The organism is Amycolatopsis sp. NPDC005003, assembly GCF_053600695.1.
This window is the reverse complement of sequence record NZ_JBSGAI010000002.1, coordinates 148735-164293: the sequence shown is the minus strand read 5'-3', so window position 1 is coordinate 164293 and position 15559 is coordinate 148735. Positions and strand designations below refer to the sequence as shown.

The following is a 15559-nucleotide window of genomic DNA, read 5'->3' as shown; positions in this document are numbered from 1 at the left end:
GGCCCGGAGCCGCTGAGCGTGAGCGCCCTCATAGCAGGGTCGGGGCTTTCGGGTCATACTCACCGGTAACCCAGCGCCGGGAGCGGCGTCGTACTCCGGAAAGGGAGCCGTGATGGCCCGTCTCGCCCAGACCGCCGGCCTGACCGACGTGCAGTCGGAGATCCTCGCGACCGTCCGCCAGTTCGTGGACAAGGAGGTCATCCCGCACGCGCAGGAGCTCGAGCACGCCGACACCTACCCCGCCGACATCGTCGAGGGCATGAAGGAAATGGGCCTGTTCGGGATCACCATCCCGGAGGAGTACGGCGGGCTCGGCGAGTCGCTGCTGACCTACGCGCTGGTCGTCGAGGAGATCGCGCGGGGCTGGATGAGCGTGTCCGGCGTGATCAACACGCACTTCATCGTGGCGCACATGATCTCCCGCCACGGCACCGAGGCGCAGAAGCGGCACTTCCTGCCGCGGATGGCCACCGGCGAGGTCCGCGGGTCGTTCTCCATGTCGGAGCCCGACCTCGGCTCGGACGTCGCCGCCATCAAGACGAAGGCGAAGAGGACCGACGACGGCTACGTCATCGACGGCTCGAAGATGTGGCTGACCAACGGCGGGTCGTCCAACCTGATCGCGCTGCTGGTCCGCACGGACGAAGGCGCCGAGAAGCCCCACCAGAACCTGACGACGTTCCTGGTCGAGAAGCCGGAGGGCTTCGGCGAGGTGGCGCCGGGCCTGACCATCCCCGGCAAGATCGACAAGATGGGCTACAAGGGCGTCGACACGACCGAGGCGGTCTTCGACGGCTTCAAGATCGGCGCCGACATGGTGCTCGGCGAGGCGCCGGGCAAGGGCTTCGCGTACATGATGGACGGTGTCGAGGTCGGCCGCGTGAACGTCGCGGCGCGCGCCTGCGGCATCTCGATCCGGGCGTTCGAGCTGGCGGTGGAGTACGCCCAGCAGCGCAAGACGTTCGGCAAGGCGATCGCCGAGCACCAGGCCGTGGCGTTCAAGCTGGCCGAGATGGCGACCAAGGTCGAGGCGGCGCACCTGATGATGGTCAACGCGGCCCGGCTCAAGGACTCCGGCGCGCGCAACGACGTCGAGGCCGGGATGGCGAAGCTGATCGCGTCCGAGTACTGCGCGGAGGTCACGCAGGACGCCTTCCGGATCCACGGCGGCTACGGGTACTCCAAGGAGTACGAGATCGAGCGCCTGATGCGCGAGGCGCCGTTCCTGCTCATCGGCGAGGGCACCAGCGAGATCCAGAAGACCATCATCAGCCGCGGCCTGCTGCGGGAGTACAAATCGCGGTCCTGACGCGCTTTGTCGCTCTGTCGACAAATCGTGCCCGGCCTTTCGGGGTAAGCGGCTCGCACCGTCCGGGCGTTCTTGACAAGATGGACGCCCGGACCCACGAGTGCGCAGGTGATGATGGTGAGTAGTCCCTTTGGCGGGGGGCGGGCGCCCGGTGGCCTGCCGCGGCTGCCGACGCCGCCGACCGGCTGGCCGATCGGGTCGTACGCGACCTACGGCGAGGCACAGCAGGCGGTCGACTTCCTCGCCGAAAGCGAGTTCGCCGTCGGCGACGTCACGATCGTCGGGGTCGACCTGATGCTCGTCGAGCGCGTGATCGGCCGGCTGTCCTGGGGCCGGGTGCTCGGCACCGGCGCGGTGTCCGGGGCCTGGTTCGGCCTGTTCGCGGGCCTGCTGCTGGGGTTGTTCGTCAACCAGGGCTTCGCGTTGCAGGTGCTGACCGGGGTCGTGCTCGGGGTGCTGTCCGGGCTGATGTTCGCCGCGATCGGGTACAGCATGTCGCGGGGTCACCGCCGGGACTTCTCCTCGGCGAGCCAGCTCGTCGCCGGCCGCTACGACGTCCTGTGCCAGCCGCGCTCGGCCGAACGGGGCCGGGAACTGCTGGCCAAACTGGCGCTGAAACCGCCGTCGGTGAACCCCTGAAAAACTCCGGTTTCACCGGCGGAGAATCACGGTTCGGCGCGCGGTGCGCTGGATCGTTACCGATACTGCTTGCGGGGTGTGATCGCCCGGCATAAGTTGGCCGACACCAGTCGGGCGGCCTCGCCCCACAGCGCGGCGGCCCGAGCACTAGCACGTCGGGGTGCTGGCGCGGTTTCGCCTCATCGCGTCGCGGTGCCCATCGTCGGGTACCGCGGTAACCGGCGTGCACGCGGGTGAGGAGGCCTTATGGGGAAGAGGATCGGCGCGGGCAAACGAGGACGGTCGCCCGGCCGCACCGCCGTCCTGCTGGGGGCAGGGGCACTGGTGACCGGCATGCTCGCCGGTTGCGCGACGAGTTCCGGGCTCAAGATCAACATCTACATGTCGCCCGAGGACAACTTCCAGAAGGTGGTCGACGGCTGCAACCAGAAGGCGGCCGGCAAGTACGAAATCGTCTACAACAAGCTCCCGCGCGGAGCGGACGACCAGCGGCTGCAGATGGCCCGCCGGCTGGCGGCGGGTGACACCGCCATGGACATCCTGGGCCTCGACGTCACGTGGGTCTCGGAGTTCGCCGAAGCCGGCTGGGCCGAGGAATGGACCGGCCGGAACAAGGCGGAGGCGTCGGCGGGCGTCCTGCAGGGCCCGCTCGACACCGCCACCCACAACGGGAAGCTGTACGCGGCCACGAAGAACACCAACGTCCAGCTGCTCTGGTACGACGACCGGGTGACGCCGAAGCCGCCGGCGACCTGGGACGAGATGATGCAGAAGGCCCAGGAGCTCAAGGGCCAGGGCAAGCCCTACGAGATCGTGTTCACCGGCGCGCAGTACGAAGGCCTGGTCGTCTTCTACAACACGCTGGTCGCCTCGATGGGCGGGCACATCCTGTCCGACGACGGCAAGTCCGTGGTCATGGACGAAGGCGCGGTGCAGGCGCTGGAGCTGCTCAAGAAGGTCTCGACCTCCGGGCTCACCGACCCGTCGCTGAGCAACATGAAGGAAGACGACATCCGGCAGGCGTTCCAGCGCGGCCAGGCCGGGTTCCAGCTCAACTGGCCGTACGTCTACGCCGCCTACGCCAAGGACAAGAAGGCGGACCTCCCGCACTTCAAGTGGGCGGTCTACCCGGAGGCCAAGGCCGGGCTGCCCGCCCGGACCACGATCGGCGGGTTCGACCTGGCGGTCAGCACGTACTCGCAGCACAAGCCGGAGGCCTTCGAGGCGGCGCTGTGCCTGCGCAGCCCGGAAAGCCAGAAGATCTCGGCGATCAACGACGGCGTGCCGCCGAGCATCGAATCGGTGTACCACAACGACGTCCCGCTCGACCCGGGCAAGCCGGCTTCGGCCGACAACCCGAACATGGCGATCCAGTACCCGATGCGCGACGCGATCCTCGCCGCGCTGAAGACGGCGGCGGTGCGCCCGCTGACCCCGGCGTACCAGAACGCCTCGACGGTCATCTCGAAGATCCTTTCGCCGCCGTCGGACATCGACCCGCAGGCCACCGCGGCCAAGTTGCGCGAGCAGCTCGGTGACGCGCTCCAGTCGAAGGGAGTGATCCCGTGACCGTCCAGGACTCGACACCGGCAGACACCGCCGGGGCCACCGTCGCCGGGGAGGCGACGTCGCACAAGAAGGGCAAGCCCGTCCTTTCCGAAGGGAAGAAGGCCGAGCGGCGGCTCGGGCTGTGGCTGTGCGCGCCCGCGTTCATCGTGATGATCGCGGTCACCGGCTACCCGATCCTCTACTCGATCTGGCTGTCGCTGCAGCGGTACGACCTGCGCTTCCCGGCGCAGCAGGAGTTCGTCGGCTTCGACAACTACGGCGCCGTGCTGTCCAGTTCGTACTGGTGGACGGCCTTCGGCACCACGATGTTCCTCACCGTCGTGTCGGTGGCGATCGAGTTCGTGCTCGGCATGGCGCTGGCGCTGATCATGCACCGGACGCTCGTCGGCCGCGGCCTGGTCCGCACCGTCGCGCTGATCCCGTACGGCATCGTCACGGTCGTCGCGGCGTTCTCGTGGTACTACGCCTGGACGCCGAAGACCGGCTACCTGGCGAACTTCCTCGCCTCCGACGCGGCCCCGCTCACCGAGCAGTGGCCGTCGCTGTTCATCATCATCGGCGCCGAGGTGTGGAAGACCACGCCGTTCATGGCGCTGCTGCTGATGGCCGGCCTGGCGCTGGTGCCGGACGACCTGCTCAAGGCGGCGGCGATGGACGGCGCGAGCGCGTGGCAGCGGTTCACCAAGGTGATGCTGCCGGTGATGAAACCGGCGATCCTGGTGGCGCTGCTGTTCCGCACGCTCGACGCGTTCCGCATCTTCGACAACATCTACGTGCTCACCAACGGCGCGCAGGACACCGGCTCGGTGTCGATGCAGACCTACGACAACCTGGTCAAGGGCCTCAACCTCGGCATCGGGTCGACGATGGCGGTGCTGATCTTCATCACGGTGGCGATCATCGCCTTCATCTTCATCAAGGTGTTCGGCACGGCCGCACCCGGATCGGACACAGGGGGTAAGCGCTGATGACGATGGGAACCGTCACGACCGGCCGCAAGGTCAGGTGGGGCCTGGTCGACATCCTCGTGCTGGTGTTCGCGCTGGTGCCGGTGCTCTGGGTGGTTTCGCTGTCGTTCAAGACCAAGGACACGCTGACCGACGGGGCGTTCATCCCGCAGTCGTGGACCTGGCAGAACTACGCGGACATCTTCCAGACGTCGGAGTTCCTGCTGGCGCTGGTGAACTCGATCGGCATCGCGATCATCTCGACCGTGATCGCGGTGGTGCTGGGCACGATGGCCGCGTACGCGATCGCGCGGCTGGACTTCCCCGGCAAGCAGCTGCTCGTCGGGCTGTCGCTGCTGATCGCGATGTTCCCGCAGGTGTCGCTGGTGACGCCGCTGTTCAACATCGAGCGGAACCTCGGGCTGTTCGACACGTGGCCGGGGCTGATCCTGCCCTACATCACGTTCGCGCTGCCGCTGTCGATCTACACGCTGTCGGCGTTCTTCCGGGAAATCCCGTGGGAGCTGGAAAAGGCGGCGAAGATGGACGGCGCGACGCCGGCACAGGCGTTCCGCCGGGTGATCGCGCCGCTGGCCGCGCCGGGCGTGTTCACCACGGCGATCCTGGTGTTCATCTTCTGCTGGAACGACTTCCTGTTCGCCATCTCGCTGACGTCCACCACGGCGTCGCGCACGGTGCCGGCGGCGCTGTCGTTCTTCACCGGGTCTTCGCAGTTCGAGGACCCGACCGGGCAGGTGTGCGCGGCCGCGGTCGTGATCACCATCCCGATCATTGTGTTCGTGTTGTTCTTCCAGCGTCGCATCGTGGCGGGGCTGACCTCCGGTGCGGTGAAGGGGTAGCGCTATGGCAGAGATCGTGCTCGACAAGGTGTCGAAGAAGTACCCCGACGGCGCCCTCGCCGTGTCCGAAGTGGACATCACCATCGCCGACGGCGAGTTCATCATCCTGGTCGGCCCGTCCGGCTGCGGGAAGTCGACGACGCTGAACATGGTGGCCGGCCTGGAGGACATCTCCTCCGGCGAGCTGCGGATCGACGGACAGCGCGTCAACGAGAAGGCCCCGAAGGACCGGGACATCGCGATGGTGTTCCAGTCCTACGCGCTCTACCCGCACATGAGCGTGCGGGAGAACATGGCCTTCCCGCTGCGGCTGGCCAAGGTCGACGACAAGACGGTGCGGGCGAAGGTCGAAGAGGCGGCGAAGATCCTCGACCTGACCGCGCACCTCGACCGCAAGCCGGCCAACCTCTCCGGTGGCCAGCGCCAGCGCGTCGCGATGGGCCGGGCGATCGTCCGCAGCCCGAAGGCGTTCCTGATGGACGAGCCGCTGTCCAACCTGGACGCCAAGCTGCGCGGCCAGATGCGGACGTCGGTGTCGAAGATCCAGAAGCAGCTCGGCACGACGACGCTGTACGTGACGCACGACCAGACCGAGGCCATGACCCTGGGCGACCGGGTCGTGGTGCTGCGGGCCGGGTACGTGCAGCAGATCGGCTCGCCGCAGTTCCTCTACGACAACCCGGCGAACCTGTTCGTGGCCGGGTTCATCGGCTCGCCGTCGATGAACTTCATCCCGGCGACGCTGGAGAACAACGAGCTGCGGAGTGCGCTGGGCACGACGCCGCTCACCGACCGCGTCCGGCAGCTGGTGGAGAAGGCGAACGCGCCCCGCGACGTCATCGTCGGCATCCGGCCGGAGCACTTCGAGGACGCGGCGCTCGTCGAAGCCGGCCAGAAGGCCGGCGGCGGCACGTTCACCGCGCACATCGACGTGCTCGAGTCCATGGGCTCGGAGAAGTTCGCCCACTTCACCCTGGAAGGCGAGACGGCGACGTCCGAGGAGCTGGCGGAGCTGGCCGCGGACAGCGGTTCGTCCGACGTCCCGGGCGCGGAGTCCCAGATCGTGGCGCGGCTGTCGGCGGAGTCGTCGGCAGCGGAGAACGCCGACCTCGAGGTCTGGTACGACGCGGACAAGATCAAGCTGTTCGACCCCTCGAACGGCAAGAACCTCACCTACGAGGACTAGGTCTGCCGCAGCCAGTCGTGAGTGGTAATTCGGGTTCTAACCCGAATTACCACTCACGAGGTGTCAGGGCGTGGGGAGGCGGGGGAAGATCGAGCCGGCCGCGGCGCGGGCGAGGGCGCACGTGCCGTCGCCCGCGGTGCCGGCCGTCTCCACCACGCTGATCTCGGCCAGTTCGCGCCGGCCCGGCAGGCCCGGGGCCGGCTGGGTCGTGTCGACCAGGCAGAACGCGCCGGCCACGCGCACGCGGGCGTCGCGGCCGCCGAGCTGTTCGGCCGGGCCGTCCGGCTCGGTCGTCTCCACCGTCAGCTTGAAGCTCACCTTGCCGCGGATGCAGCTGTGCCCCGACAGGCCGATCGTCGGCTGGGTGCCGGGGCCGGCCGCGGCGTCGAGGTCGCGGTTGCCGAGCGGGACGCACGGCGCCACCCGGCCCCACGAGCGCTCCGGGAACGTCAGCCGGCCGACCTTGCGCGCGGTGATCGCGGTCAGTGCCGAGCCGACGACGGCGTCCGCGACGCCGCAGCGGTCGGCCTGGTCGCCGGCGTCGTCGGTGACCGACAGGTCGAGCCGGGTGCCGTCGGCGAAGGTGATGGCGCGGGTGCACGCGCTGCGGTCGTTGAACATCGACTGCTGGACCGCGACGCCGTCGGGGACCGGTCCGAGGTAGGCGTAGGGCTTGATGTTCGGGTCCGAATCGAATGCCAGCGGCCCGACGAGGATCGTGCGCGCTCCGGCGGTGACGTGGCAGTCCTCGAACGTCGGCAGGGCGACCGCGCCGGGCGCCACCTCGGGCACGTTCAGCAGGCTGCAGTAGTCGATGCTGCCGAAGTCGCCGAGCGCGGCGGCGGCGGTCAGCGGTGTCGGCCCGGAATCCCGCTCGGGCGCGGCCTGGGTGGTGGCGCAGCCACCGGTGAGGAGGGCGCAGAGCATCGCGACGGCCAAGCTTTTCGGACGCGGGTACACGGGGTGCAAGTATCACCGGATCGCGCCGAAAAACCAGCCCTGACGGGGACATCTCTCAATCTTTTTCCGGCCGTTCGCGACAACTGCCCTGCTCAGGTGGTTTTCGGTGCGCGCACGGCGGTTTCGCCGGTCATCTGAACGATTTTCGGTTTTGCCGTCCCCTAAGGGAGCGATCCATCCCGCGAGCGATGCGGAAGCGGGTACTCCGGTGGTGAAGTGGAGGTATCGGAACTTCGAGGAAAGGGAAAAGACGATGAGCGCACCGGTCACCCGCAGGCTGTCCCGTCCGCGTCACGGCCGCATGATCGGCGGCGTCTGCGCGGGTCTCGCCCAGCGCTACGGCATGAAGCCCGGCACCGTGCGGCTGCTCGCCGTGCTGTCCTGCCTGCTGCCCGGGCCGCAGTTCGTGGCCTACCTGATCCTGTGGGCGGTCATCCCGTCCGAGTGATGAGTTCCGCCCTGCGCCGGTGATCCTGCGATCACCGGCGCTGCTGTGTGTCAGGGGCGCCAGCAGGACATCGCCTCGTCGACCTCGCGCTCGCTGAGCGGTGGGTGGGGCAGCGCCGACGGCTTGCCGGGCTGGGCGCGGAGCCCGTCCAGCAGCATGGCGAGGGAACGCCGCCAGAGGTCCGGGTCCACCGCGCACGTGAACTCCACCACCGAACCGACCATCATGTGCACCATCGCCATGTCCGAAGGGGCGAAGTCCGGCCGCAGGCCGCCGGCCGCCTGGGCCCGCTCGATGAGTTTTGTGATCAACGGCACCATGCGGGCTTTCTTTTCGGCGACGTGGTCGTGGCCGAACTGGTTGGACAGCATGATCTCGCGCAGCCCGCGGTCGGTGGAGTGCAGCTCGGCCGCCTGCCACGTGAAGTCGACGAACGCTTGCCACGCGTCCTCGGCCTTCAGCGCCGCCACGGCGAGGTCGCCGATCTCCGCCATCCGCTCGGCGAACATGGCCTCCACCAGGTGTTCCTTGCTGGGGAAGCGGCGGTAGACGGTGCCGACGCCGAGGCCGGCGTGGTGGGCGATGTCGTCCAGCGTGGCTTCGAGCCCGCGCCGGCCGAACACCTCGCGGGCCGACGCGAGGATGCGACGGCGGTTGAGTTCAGCGTCACGCCGCAGCGGCCGCGCCGGTGCGGCGGGACCAGCGTCCCGTGCCATGCCGTCCAGTCTAACGCGTCAAGTAGAGGCGCCCTCTCCGCTTCTTGTGTACCTTGGGGCGAGTAAGGGGAGATACCTACTCCACATAGTCTTCCGATCACGTTCTGTGAGGATCCTTCATGTCCGAGTCCACACTCGCTGCCGCGCCGTCGGGGGACACGCGCGTCAGCGAAGACCCTGAGAACCCGCACCACACCAGACGCTGGCTGATCCTGGTGATGATCGGCATCGCGCAGCTGATGGTCGTGCTGGACGCGACCGTCGTGAACATCGCGCTGCCGTCGGCCCAGGTCGACCTGGGCTTCTCCAACGACGCCCGGCAGTGGGTCGTCACGGCCTACGCGCTCGCGTTCGGCAGCCTGCTGCTGCTCGGCGGGCGGCTCGCGGACCTCTTCGGCCGCAAGAACGCCCTCCTCGTCGGCCTGGCCGGCTTCGCCGCGGTGTCCGCGCTCGGGGGTGCGGCGACCAACATCGAGATGCTGCTGGTCGCCCGGGCGGCACAGGGCGTGTTCGGCGCGCTGCTCGCGCCCGCCACGCTTTCGCTGCTGACCACGACGTTCACCGACCCGAAGGAGCGCGGCCGCGCGTTCGGCGTGTTCGGCGCCATCGGCGGTGGCGGCGCGGCGGTCGGGCTGCTGCTCGGCGGCGTGCTCACCGAGTACCTCGACTGGCGCTGGTGCATGTTCGTCAACATCATCTTCGCGGTCATCGCGTTCGCGGGCAGCTCGGTCCTGCTGCGCAACCAGAAGGACGAAGGCCCGCGGCCGAAGCTCGACCTGCCGGGCACGGTGACGGCGTCGGCCGGTCTGTTCGCGCTGGTCTACGGCTTCGCGAACGCCGAGTCGGACTCCTGGTCGTCGGTGTCGGTCTGGGGCTTCCTGGCCGCCGGCGTGGTGCTGCTGGGCGTGTTCGTGTGGCTGCAGCAGCGCGTCGAGCACCCGCTGCTGCCGCTGCGCGTACTGCTCGACCGGGACCGCGGCGGCTCCTACCTGGCGATGTTCCTGCTCGCCATCGGGATGTTCGCGATCTTCCTGTTCCTGACCTTCTACGTGCAGCAGAACCTGCAGTTCACGCCGATCCAGAGCGGCGTCGGGTTCCTGCCGATGGTGGCGACGCTGATGCTGTCGGCCACCACGGCGACCGCGGTGCTGCTGCCGCGGTTCGGCCCCCGGCCCCTGGTGCCCACCGGCATGGCGATCGCGGCCGCCGGCCTGTTCTGGCTGAGCGGCATCGGTCTCGACAGCACGTACGCCTCCGGCGTCCTCGGCCCGCTCCTGGTGATGGGCTTCGGCATCGGGCTGGCCATGGCGCCGGCGATGAGCGTCGCGACCTTCGGCGTCGAGGCGCACGACTCGGGTGTCGCGTCCGCGGCGGTGAACACGATGCAGCAGGTCGGCGGATCGATCGGCACGGCGCTGCTTTCGACGCTGGCGGGCAACGCGGCCGCGGCCTTCATCGAGGGCAAGACCCCGACGCCGCAGCTGGCGGCCGAGGCGGCCATCGAGAGCTACACCACGGCGTTCACCTGGGCCGCGGTGATCTACGTGGCCGGCGCGGTGCTCAGCGGCCTGCTGCTGCGCCCGGGCGTCCCGAAGGGCGAAGCGGCGCCGGGCGCCGTGCACATGTAGCGGTTCCTGGTGACGTGACCGGGCTCCCGGTCACGTCACCAGGCCGTGCCGGTAGGCGTAGACGACCGCCTGGACGCGGTCGCGCAGGTCCAGTTTGGTCAGGATGCGCGAGACGAACGTCTTCACCGTTTCCTGGCTGATGAAGAGCCGTTCCGCGATTTCGCTGTTGGACAGGCCGTCCGCGAGGAGGCGGAGGACCTCCAGCTCCCGCGGGGTCAGCGGGACTTCCGGTGCGGCGTCGTCGGCGGGCCGGATCCGGGCGCCGTACCGGCCCACCAGCCGGCGCGTCACCTCGGGGTCGAGCAGGGCCGCGCCGGTGGCCACCGTCCGGATCCCGTGCAGCAGCCGGTCCGGTGGCGCGTCCTTCAGCAGGAAGCCGCTGGCGCCCGCGCGCAGCGCCTCGTAGACGTACTCGTCGAGGTTGAACGTCGTCAGCACGAGCACCTTGACCGGGTGCGGCACGCCGGCCCCGGCCAGCAGGCGGGTGGCCTCGATGCCGTCGAGCACCGGCATGCGCACGTCCATCACGACGACGTCCGGGTGCAGCCGGGCGGCCAGGTCCACCGCGGCGCGGCCGTCGCCGCACTCGCCGACCACCTCGAAGCCGGGCTGGGCGCCGATGATCGTCACCAGCCCGGTGCGGATGAGCATCTGGTCGTCGCAGACGAGGACCCGGATCGGCGCGCTCACGACGGGTTCCCGGTGGGGATCCGGGCGCGGACGACAAAGCCGCCGCCGTCGTCGTGGCCGGCGCTGAAGTCGCCGCCCAGCACGCCGACCCGCTCCCGGAGCCCGGCGAGCCCGCGGCCGCTGCCGCCGGGTGACACGCTCGCGGTCCCGTTCGTGCTGACCGCCACCGCGATTTCCCGGTCGCCGTGGTGCACTTCGACGGCGGTCCGGCTGCCGCGCGCGTGCTTGAGGGCGTTCGTCAGTGCCTCCTGGACCACCCGGTAGGCCACCAGGTCGGCGCTGCCCGCCGACTCCGCGGGCGTGCCCTCCTCGGTGAACTCCACCGGCTGCCCGGCCTGGCGGGCCTGCTCGACGAGCGAGCCGAGCCCGCCCGGCGACGGCCGGCTGTGACCTCCGGGGCTTCGCCCCGAGCCGGGGGCTCCGCCACCCGGAACCCCCGAAAAGCCGCTGTGACCTCCGGGGCTTCGCCCCGAGCCGGGGGCTCCGCCACCCGGAACCCCCGAAAAGCCGCTGTGATATCCGGGGCTTCGCCCCGAGCCGGGGGCTCCGCCACCCGGACCCCCCGAAAAGCCGTTGACCTCGGTCCCGTGGTCGGGGTTGAGCAGGTCCAGCAGGTGCCGCAGGTCGGTGATGGCCCGGCGGCCGGTGTCGGTGATCGCGGTCAAGGTCTGGTCGAGCCGCTCCGGTGCCGCGGTCAGGTACCGGGCCGCCTCGGCCTGCACGACCATCGCCGTCACGTGGTGGGTGACGACGTCGTGCAGCTCGCGGGCGATGGTGGTGCGTTCGGCGGCCCGGGTGTCCTCGGCGACGCGGCGGCGGTGCCGGGCTTCGGCGGCGCGGGTCCGGCGCAGCCAGGCCCCGATGCCCCACGCGAACGCCAGCAGCAGGTAGAACGTCACGAACTCCGAGACCGGCTCCGAACCGAGCCGGGAGAGCGTGATCGCCAGCGCCACGTACGCCACCGAGAGCACGGCCGCGGTGGTGCGCCGGCGCCGCTCGAGGTGGGCGCCGGCGCTCACCAGCGCGAAGCCGAGCGCGGCGGCGGCGACCGTGTGGTACCCGAGGAGCTGGTCGACGGCGAAGCCGAGCGCCACCAGCGTCAGGCTCACCGCGGGCCACCGCCGTCGCACGGCGAGCGGCAGGCTTTCGAGGGCGATCACCACGACGGCCAGCGCGTCGAAGGGGCGGTCCGGCACGCCGCCGACCTGCGTCCCGTGGCCTTGGAGCACGGGCAGGAACGACCCGGCCAGTAACAGCAGCCCGACGGGCAGATCACGGATCACGACGTCCAGCCGGCGCCACCGCGCCAGTGCCGCCCGGTGCTCGATCACGCGGGAAGTGTAGTGACGTCGCCGGTCCGCTCGGCGCGGCGGCGGGGCACCAGGCGGCCGCGCCGGTGGGCCAGCCACAGGAACACGCACGTCGCCAGGACGCAGAACAGCACCGAATAGAGAGAGCCCTCGGGCCCGAAGTCGCCACCGGTGAGGATCGACGGCCCGGAGGTGGCCGCGTCCAGCAGCCCCTGCGAAGCGCCCTGGCCGGAGACCACCGTGCCGAACAGCCCCGCCCCGGCGAAGTTCCAGCCGAAGTGCAGGCCGATCGGCAGCCACAGCTTGCGCGTCGCGATGTACGCCGAAGTCAGCAGGCCGCCGCCTTCGATGGCGATGGCGATGGCGCCCCACAGGCTCGCGTGCTCGTTGAACAGGTGCATCAGGCCGAACACCAGCCCGCTCAGCACGAGGGCGAGCCAGGTGCCGGTCCACTTCTCGACGAACCGGAACAGGATGCCGCGGAACAGCAGTTCCTCCGTCACCGCGGCCGCGGCCATGAAACCGACGAGCCCGAGCGCCCCCGGCACGGTGCCCCAGCCGCGGATCTCGTAGTCCCCGAGGAGGGCGATGTTCGCGATGACGGCCGCGAACAGGGCGATCCCGACCAGCGTCCCCCGGCCGAGCGCGCGCCGGGCCCCCGGCCCGGCCAGCTCGGTGACGGGGCGGTGCTCGGTCTTCCGCACCACCCAGCGGTAGGCGAGGGCCGCGAGCACGGCGGTCAGGCCGCCGAAGAACAGGGTGAGCCACGGGTTTCCGTCCACCGCGGCAACACACAGCTGCCCGGCGAACGCCACCGCCGCCACCGTCAGCAGCTGCCAAACGATCCTCATGAGAACCCCTTCGCCTCGTCCGCGGCCTGTTCCGCGGCTGTGTCGAACGCTAGGGATGCGGCGGCCGGGAATCGTCACCATCGAGCGGACACCCGCGGGTAGCTCGCACGGGGGACGCTTGAACCTTTCCGGGGCTCCACGCACTAATAAGGGGGTGTCGAGAGACGTCGATTTCAGCGAGTACTTCGCCGCGCGGGTCCAGCGGTTCCGCCGGGTGGCGTTCGCGCTCAGCGGGGACTGGCATGCGGCCGAAGACCTGGTCCAGGCCATGTTCGTCCAGCTGTACCGGCGCTGGCGCCGGGTCCGGCCGGACACAGTGGACGCCTACGCGCGCCGCATCCTGCTGAACCTGTTCCTGGCCGGGCGGCGGGTCTCCGGGCGCGAGTACGTGACGTCTTCGGTGCCGGAGCGCGAGTCACCACCGGGCCGGGACGCGTTGTTGCGCCTCGACGTCGAGCGCGCGCTGGGCGGGTTGACGCCGCGGCAGCGCGCGATGGTGGTGTTGCGGTTCCTCGAAGACCTCCCGGTCGGCGAAGTCGCGGCGCTGCTCGGGGTGGCGGAAGGAACGGTCAAGTCCCAGACCTCCCGCGGGGTCGAGGCGTTGCGCGCGGCCCTGCCGGCGCCGACGACGGAGGAGTCGTGATGGAGGACATCCGGTCGGTCCTGACGACGTACGTGACGGAAGGCGAGCCGCCGATCGGCCTGTCCGGCGAGGAAGTGCTCTCGGCGGCCCGCCTTTCCCGGCGCCGCCACCTCCTCACCGGCGCGGTGGCGGTGGGCGTCGTCGTGCTGGCCCTCGGGCTGGCGGTGGTGGTGCTGCCGCGGCGGGCCGAGGTCGCGGACCCGCCCTGCCCGGCGACGTCGAACACCCGCACCGCGATCACCGACCGGCTGAGCTGCGTGCTGGAACACGCGCTGCGGCCCCTGCTGCCGCCGGACGCGCGGATCTCGCGCTTCGGCGACGACGGACCGGCCGACCCGTTCGCCTTCGAGGCTGACCCGATCGGCGAGGCCCCGCGGGAGGCGACCTTCCGGGCCGGCGTCCGGGTGACCGACGCGCGGGGGACGGGTTCGGTGTCGGTGATCCTCTACTCGACGCCGAATTCGGTGACGCCGAGCTGTTCGCCGGACGACGACCTGATCTCCTGTTCGGTGGAGCACCTGCCGGAGGGAACGCTGCAGCTGACGACCGACCAGGCCACCGGGGCGCTGACCCACCGGGCGGCGTTGTCGGCGCCGTGGGGGTACGTGGGGGTGTCGTCCAACGACACCGGGGAGCCGGAGCGGAAGGACCTGCAGACGCCGTCCCAGCGCCCGGAGCCGACACTGACCCTCGACCAGGTGCGGCGAGTGGCGTTGACCCCGGGGCTGGCCTTCTAGGGGACGAGGGCGACGAACCCGAGGCCGGTCGTGCGCTCCGCCAGCGCGAGGGCGGCCGCCGGGTCGTCGAGGCCGACCGGGTGCAGCCCGATCGCCGCAAGGTCCAGCACGCCGGACCGGACCAGCTGCCACACCGTCGTCACCGTCCGCTCGTCGCTCATCCAGGAGCCGCGCAGGGTGAGCCGCCGGTGCATCAGGTCGCCGTACGGGATGGGCAGGTCGTGGCGCACGCCGCCGACGAGCACCAGGGTGCCGCGGACGCGCAGGCTGTCGTAGGCGGCCATGGTCGCGGCCGCCGACGGCGTGGCGCCGAGCGTGTCGACGGCGAGGTCGACCGGGCCGATCCCGGCCGCGTCCAGCGTGCGGTCGCCGGTCAGCCGGTGGGTGCGGACGCGCGGATCGAGCGCGGCCAGCCGGCCGAGTGCCTCCTCGTTGCGGCCCACCGCCGTCACCGTCGCCGCGCCTTCCGCCAGCGCCGTCAGCACCGCCGCGCCGCCCAGCTGCCCGGTCGCGCCGATCACCGCGGTGTCCCGGCCGGCGAGCGGGCCGCCCGCGTGCAGGCCCGTGGCGGCGATGCAGAGCCACGGCAGGAACGCCAGGCGGGCGGGGTCGGGGTAGGCCTCCGCGCCGGGCAGCTTCACGAGGGTTTCCTTGGCGCACAGGGCTTTCTCCGCGAAGACGCCGTCGCGCCACACCTTGCGCATGCGTTCCGTGCGGTCGCTGCCGGCACCGGAGCCGCCCAGGCCGACCCAGCCCACCAGGACCTCGTCGCCGCCGCCCGCGTCGAGCAGCGCCGTGTCCAGCACGATGTCGCCCGGCTCGACGTGGAACACGTCCGGCGCGACGGCGAGCACCCGCCCGACGCAGGACGGTCCCAGGACCAAGGGGACCGGCAGACCGCCCCGGCCGCCCCGCACCACCGCTCTCGTGTACGCCGGGACGTGCGCGGCGAGCACCTCCACCAGCACGCCACCGCCCTTGAGCGTGGGCTCCGGCACGTCGGAGAGGCAGACGTCCTGTTCGTTCGCGATCCAAGCTTGCATGGGTCGAGTCTCGGCGAGCGTTA

Annotated in this window: 16 protein-coding genes; 10 read left to right on the top strand and 6 right to left on the bottom strand. The window is 70.5% G+C overall.

Features of this window, described 5'->3' with window-relative positions:
• Positions 1 to 112 precede the first annotated feature (112 nt).
• From ACWED2_RS03145 to ACWED2_RS03120, 6 genes are all read left to right on the top strand, one after another.
• Positions 113 to 1309, top strand: a complete 1197-nt coding sequence (locus tag ACWED2_RS03145; protein ID WP_449688777.1) for an acyl-CoA dehydrogenase family protein — start codon at positions 113 to 115, stop codon at positions 1307 to 1309.
• A gap of 111 nt (positions 1310 to 1420) precedes the next feature.
• Positions 1421 to 1948, top strand: coding sequence for a general stress protein (locus tag ACWED2_RS03140; protein ID WP_449688997.1), 528 nt, complete (start codon positions 1421 to 1423; stop codon positions 1946 to 1948).
• A gap of 246 nt (positions 1949 to 2194) precedes the next feature.
• Entirely contained in the window at positions 2195 to 3517 is a 1323-nt protein-coding gene (locus ACWED2_RS03135; protein WP_449688776.1) for an ABC transporter substrate-binding protein, read from the top strand.
• A complete protein-coding gene (locus ACWED2_RS03130) occupies positions 3514 to 4485 on the top strand; it encodes a carbohydrate ABC transporter permease (RefSeq protein ID WP_449688775.1) in 972 nt (323 codons plus the stop codon). Before ACWED2_RS03135 ends, ACWED2_RS03130 begins: the two co-directional genes overlap by 4 nt.
• Positions 4485 to 5324 carry a carbohydrate ABC transporter permease gene (locus ACWED2_RS03125; RefSeq protein ID WP_449688774.1) on the top strand — a complete coding sequence of 280 codons (840 nt, stop codon included), beginning with the start codon at positions 4485 to 4487 and terminating at the stop codon, positions 5322 to 5324. The genes ACWED2_RS03130 and ACWED2_RS03125 overlap by 1 nt, the downstream gene beginning before the upstream one ends.
• A 4-nt stretch (positions 5325 to 5328) precedes the next feature.
• Positions 5329 to 6510 carry an ABC transporter ATP-binding protein gene (locus ACWED2_RS03120; protein ID WP_449688773.1) on the top strand — a complete coding sequence of 394 codons (1182 nt, stop codon included), beginning with the start codon at positions 5329 to 5331 and terminating at the stop codon, positions 6508 to 6510.
• A gap of 63 nt (positions 6511 to 6573) precedes the next feature.
• On the opposite strand, the gene ACWED2_RS03115 is transcribed toward ACWED2_RS03120, so the two are convergent.
• The gene (locus ACWED2_RS03115) at positions 6574 to 7470 is read right to left on the bottom strand and encodes a hypothetical protein (protein ID WP_449688772.1); all 897 of its coding nucleotides are present in this window, start codon (positions 7468 to 7470) and stop codon (positions 6574 to 6576) included.
• Between the two features lie 253 nt (positions 7471 to 7723).
• Between ACWED2_RS03115 and ACWED2_RS03110 the strand changes: the two genes are divergently transcribed.
• A complete protein-coding gene (locus ACWED2_RS03110) occupies positions 7724 to 7918 on the top strand; it encodes a PspC domain-containing protein (RefSeq protein ID WP_176172951.1) in 195 nt (64 codons plus the stop codon).
• Between the two features lie 50 nt (positions 7919 to 7968).
• Here the strand turns inward: ACWED2_RS03110 and ACWED2_RS03105 are convergent, their stop codons facing one another.
• A complete protein-coding gene (locus ACWED2_RS03105; protein ID WP_449688771.1) occupies positions 7969 to 8634 on the bottom strand; it encodes a TetR/AcrR family transcriptional regulator in 666 nt (221 codons plus the stop codon).
• A 119-nt stretch (positions 8635 to 8753) separates the two neighbouring features.
• On the opposite strand from ACWED2_RS03105, the gene ACWED2_RS03100 reads away from it, so the two are divergent.
• The gene (locus ACWED2_RS03100; RefSeq protein ID WP_449688770.1) at positions 8754 to 10262 is read left to right on the top strand and encodes an MFS transporter; all 1509 of its coding nucleotides are present in this window, start codon (positions 8754 to 8756) and stop codon (positions 10260 to 10262) included.
• 30 nt (positions 10263 to 10292) lie between these two features.
• Here ACWED2_RS03100 and ACWED2_RS03095 read toward each other — a convergent pair whose 3' ends face one another.
• From ACWED2_RS03095 to ACWED2_RS03085, 3 genes are read right to left on the bottom strand one after another with little or no spacing between them, the layout of a single operon-like run.
• Positions 10293 to 10952 (bottom strand): response regulator, encoded by a 660-nt coding sequence (locus ACWED2_RS03095; protein ID WP_449688769.1) that lies wholly within the window; start codon positions 10950 to 10952, stop codon positions 10293 to 10295.
• On the bottom strand, positions 10949 to 12283 hold the full coding sequence (locus ACWED2_RS03090) for a histidine kinase (protein WP_449688768.1): 1335 nt from the start codon (positions 12281 to 12283) through the stop codon (positions 10949 to 10951). The genes ACWED2_RS03095 and ACWED2_RS03090 overlap by 4 nt, the downstream gene beginning before the upstream one ends.
• Positions 12280 to 13113: a CPBP family intramembrane glutamic endopeptidase gene (locus ACWED2_RS03085; RefSeq protein ID WP_449688767.1), complete on the bottom strand. Its 834-nt coding sequence runs from the start codon at positions 13111 to 13113 to the stop codon at positions 12280 to 12282. The genes ACWED2_RS03090 and ACWED2_RS03085 overlap by 4 nt, the downstream gene beginning before the upstream one ends.
• Positions 13114 to 13267: 154 nt before the next feature.
• Here ACWED2_RS03085 and ACWED2_RS03080 point away from each other — a divergent pair, with 154 nt between their 5' ends.
• Entirely contained in the window at positions 13268 to 13756 is a 489-nt protein-coding gene (locus tag ACWED2_RS03080; RefSeq protein ID WP_449688766.1) for a SigE family RNA polymerase sigma factor, read from the top strand.
• Positions 13756 to 14493, top strand: coding sequence for a hypothetical protein (locus ACWED2_RS03075; protein ID WP_449688765.1), 738 nt, complete (start codon positions 13756 to 13758; stop codon positions 14491 to 14493). Before ACWED2_RS03080 ends, ACWED2_RS03075 begins: the two co-directional genes overlap by 1 nt.
• On the opposite strand, the gene ACWED2_RS03070 is transcribed toward ACWED2_RS03075, so the two are convergent.
• Positions 14490 to 15536 (bottom strand): zinc-binding dehydrogenase, encoded by a 1047-nt coding sequence (locus tag ACWED2_RS03070; protein ID WP_449688764.1) that lies wholly within the window; start codon positions 15534 to 15536, stop codon positions 14490 to 14492. The two genes, ACWED2_RS03075 and ACWED2_RS03070, sit on opposite strands and share 4 nt — an antisense overlap.
• Positions 15537 to 15559 lie beyond the last annotated feature (23 nt).

Excerpts from the sequence above, each read along its gene's own strand:
- ACWED2_RS03145 (WP_449688777.1), top strand. The coding sequence starts at position 113 with ATGGCCCGTCTCGCCCAGACCGCCGGCCTGACCGACGTGCAGTCGGAG.
- ACWED2_RS03140 (WP_449688997.1), top strand. The coding sequence starts at position 1,421 with ATGATGGTGAGTAGTCCCTTTGGCGGGGGGCGGGCGCCCGGTGGCCTG.
- ACWED2_RS03135 (WP_449688776.1), top strand. The coding sequence starts at position 2,195 with ATGGGGAAGAGGATCGGCGCGGGCAAACGAGGACGGTCGCCCGGCCGC.
- ACWED2_RS03125 (WP_449688774.1), top strand. The coding sequence starts at position 4,485 with ATGACGATGGGAACCGTCACGACCGGCCGCAAGGTCAGGTGGGGCCTG.
- ACWED2_RS03120 (WP_449688773.1), top strand. The coding sequence starts at position 5,329 with ATGGCAGAGATCGTGCTCGACAAGGTGTCGAAGAAGTACCCCGACGGC.
- ACWED2_RS03110 (WP_176172951.1), top strand. The coding sequence starts at position 7,724 with ATGAGCGCACCGGTCACCCGCAGGCTGTCCCGTCCGCGTCACGGCCGC.
- ACWED2_RS03105 (WP_449688771.1), bottom strand. The coding sequence starts at position 8,634 with ATGGCACGGGACGCTGGTCCCGCCGCACCGGCGCGGCCGCTGCGGCGT.
- ACWED2_RS03100 (WP_449688770.1), top strand. The coding sequence starts at position 8,754 with ATGTCCGAGTCCACACTCGCTGCCGCGCCGTCGGGGGACACGCGCGTC.
- ACWED2_RS03085 (WP_449688767.1), bottom strand. The coding sequence starts at position 13,113 with ATGAGGATCGTTTGGCAGCTGCTGACGGTGGCGGCGGTGGCGTTCGCC.
- ACWED2_RS03075 (WP_449688765.1), top strand. The coding sequence starts at position 13,756 with ATGGAGGACATCCGGTCGGTCCTGACGACGTACGTGACGGAAGGCGAG.
- ACWED2_RS03070 (WP_449688764.1), bottom strand. The coding sequence starts at position 15,536 with ATGCAAGCTTGGATCGCGAACGAACAGGACGTCTGCCTCTCCGACGTG.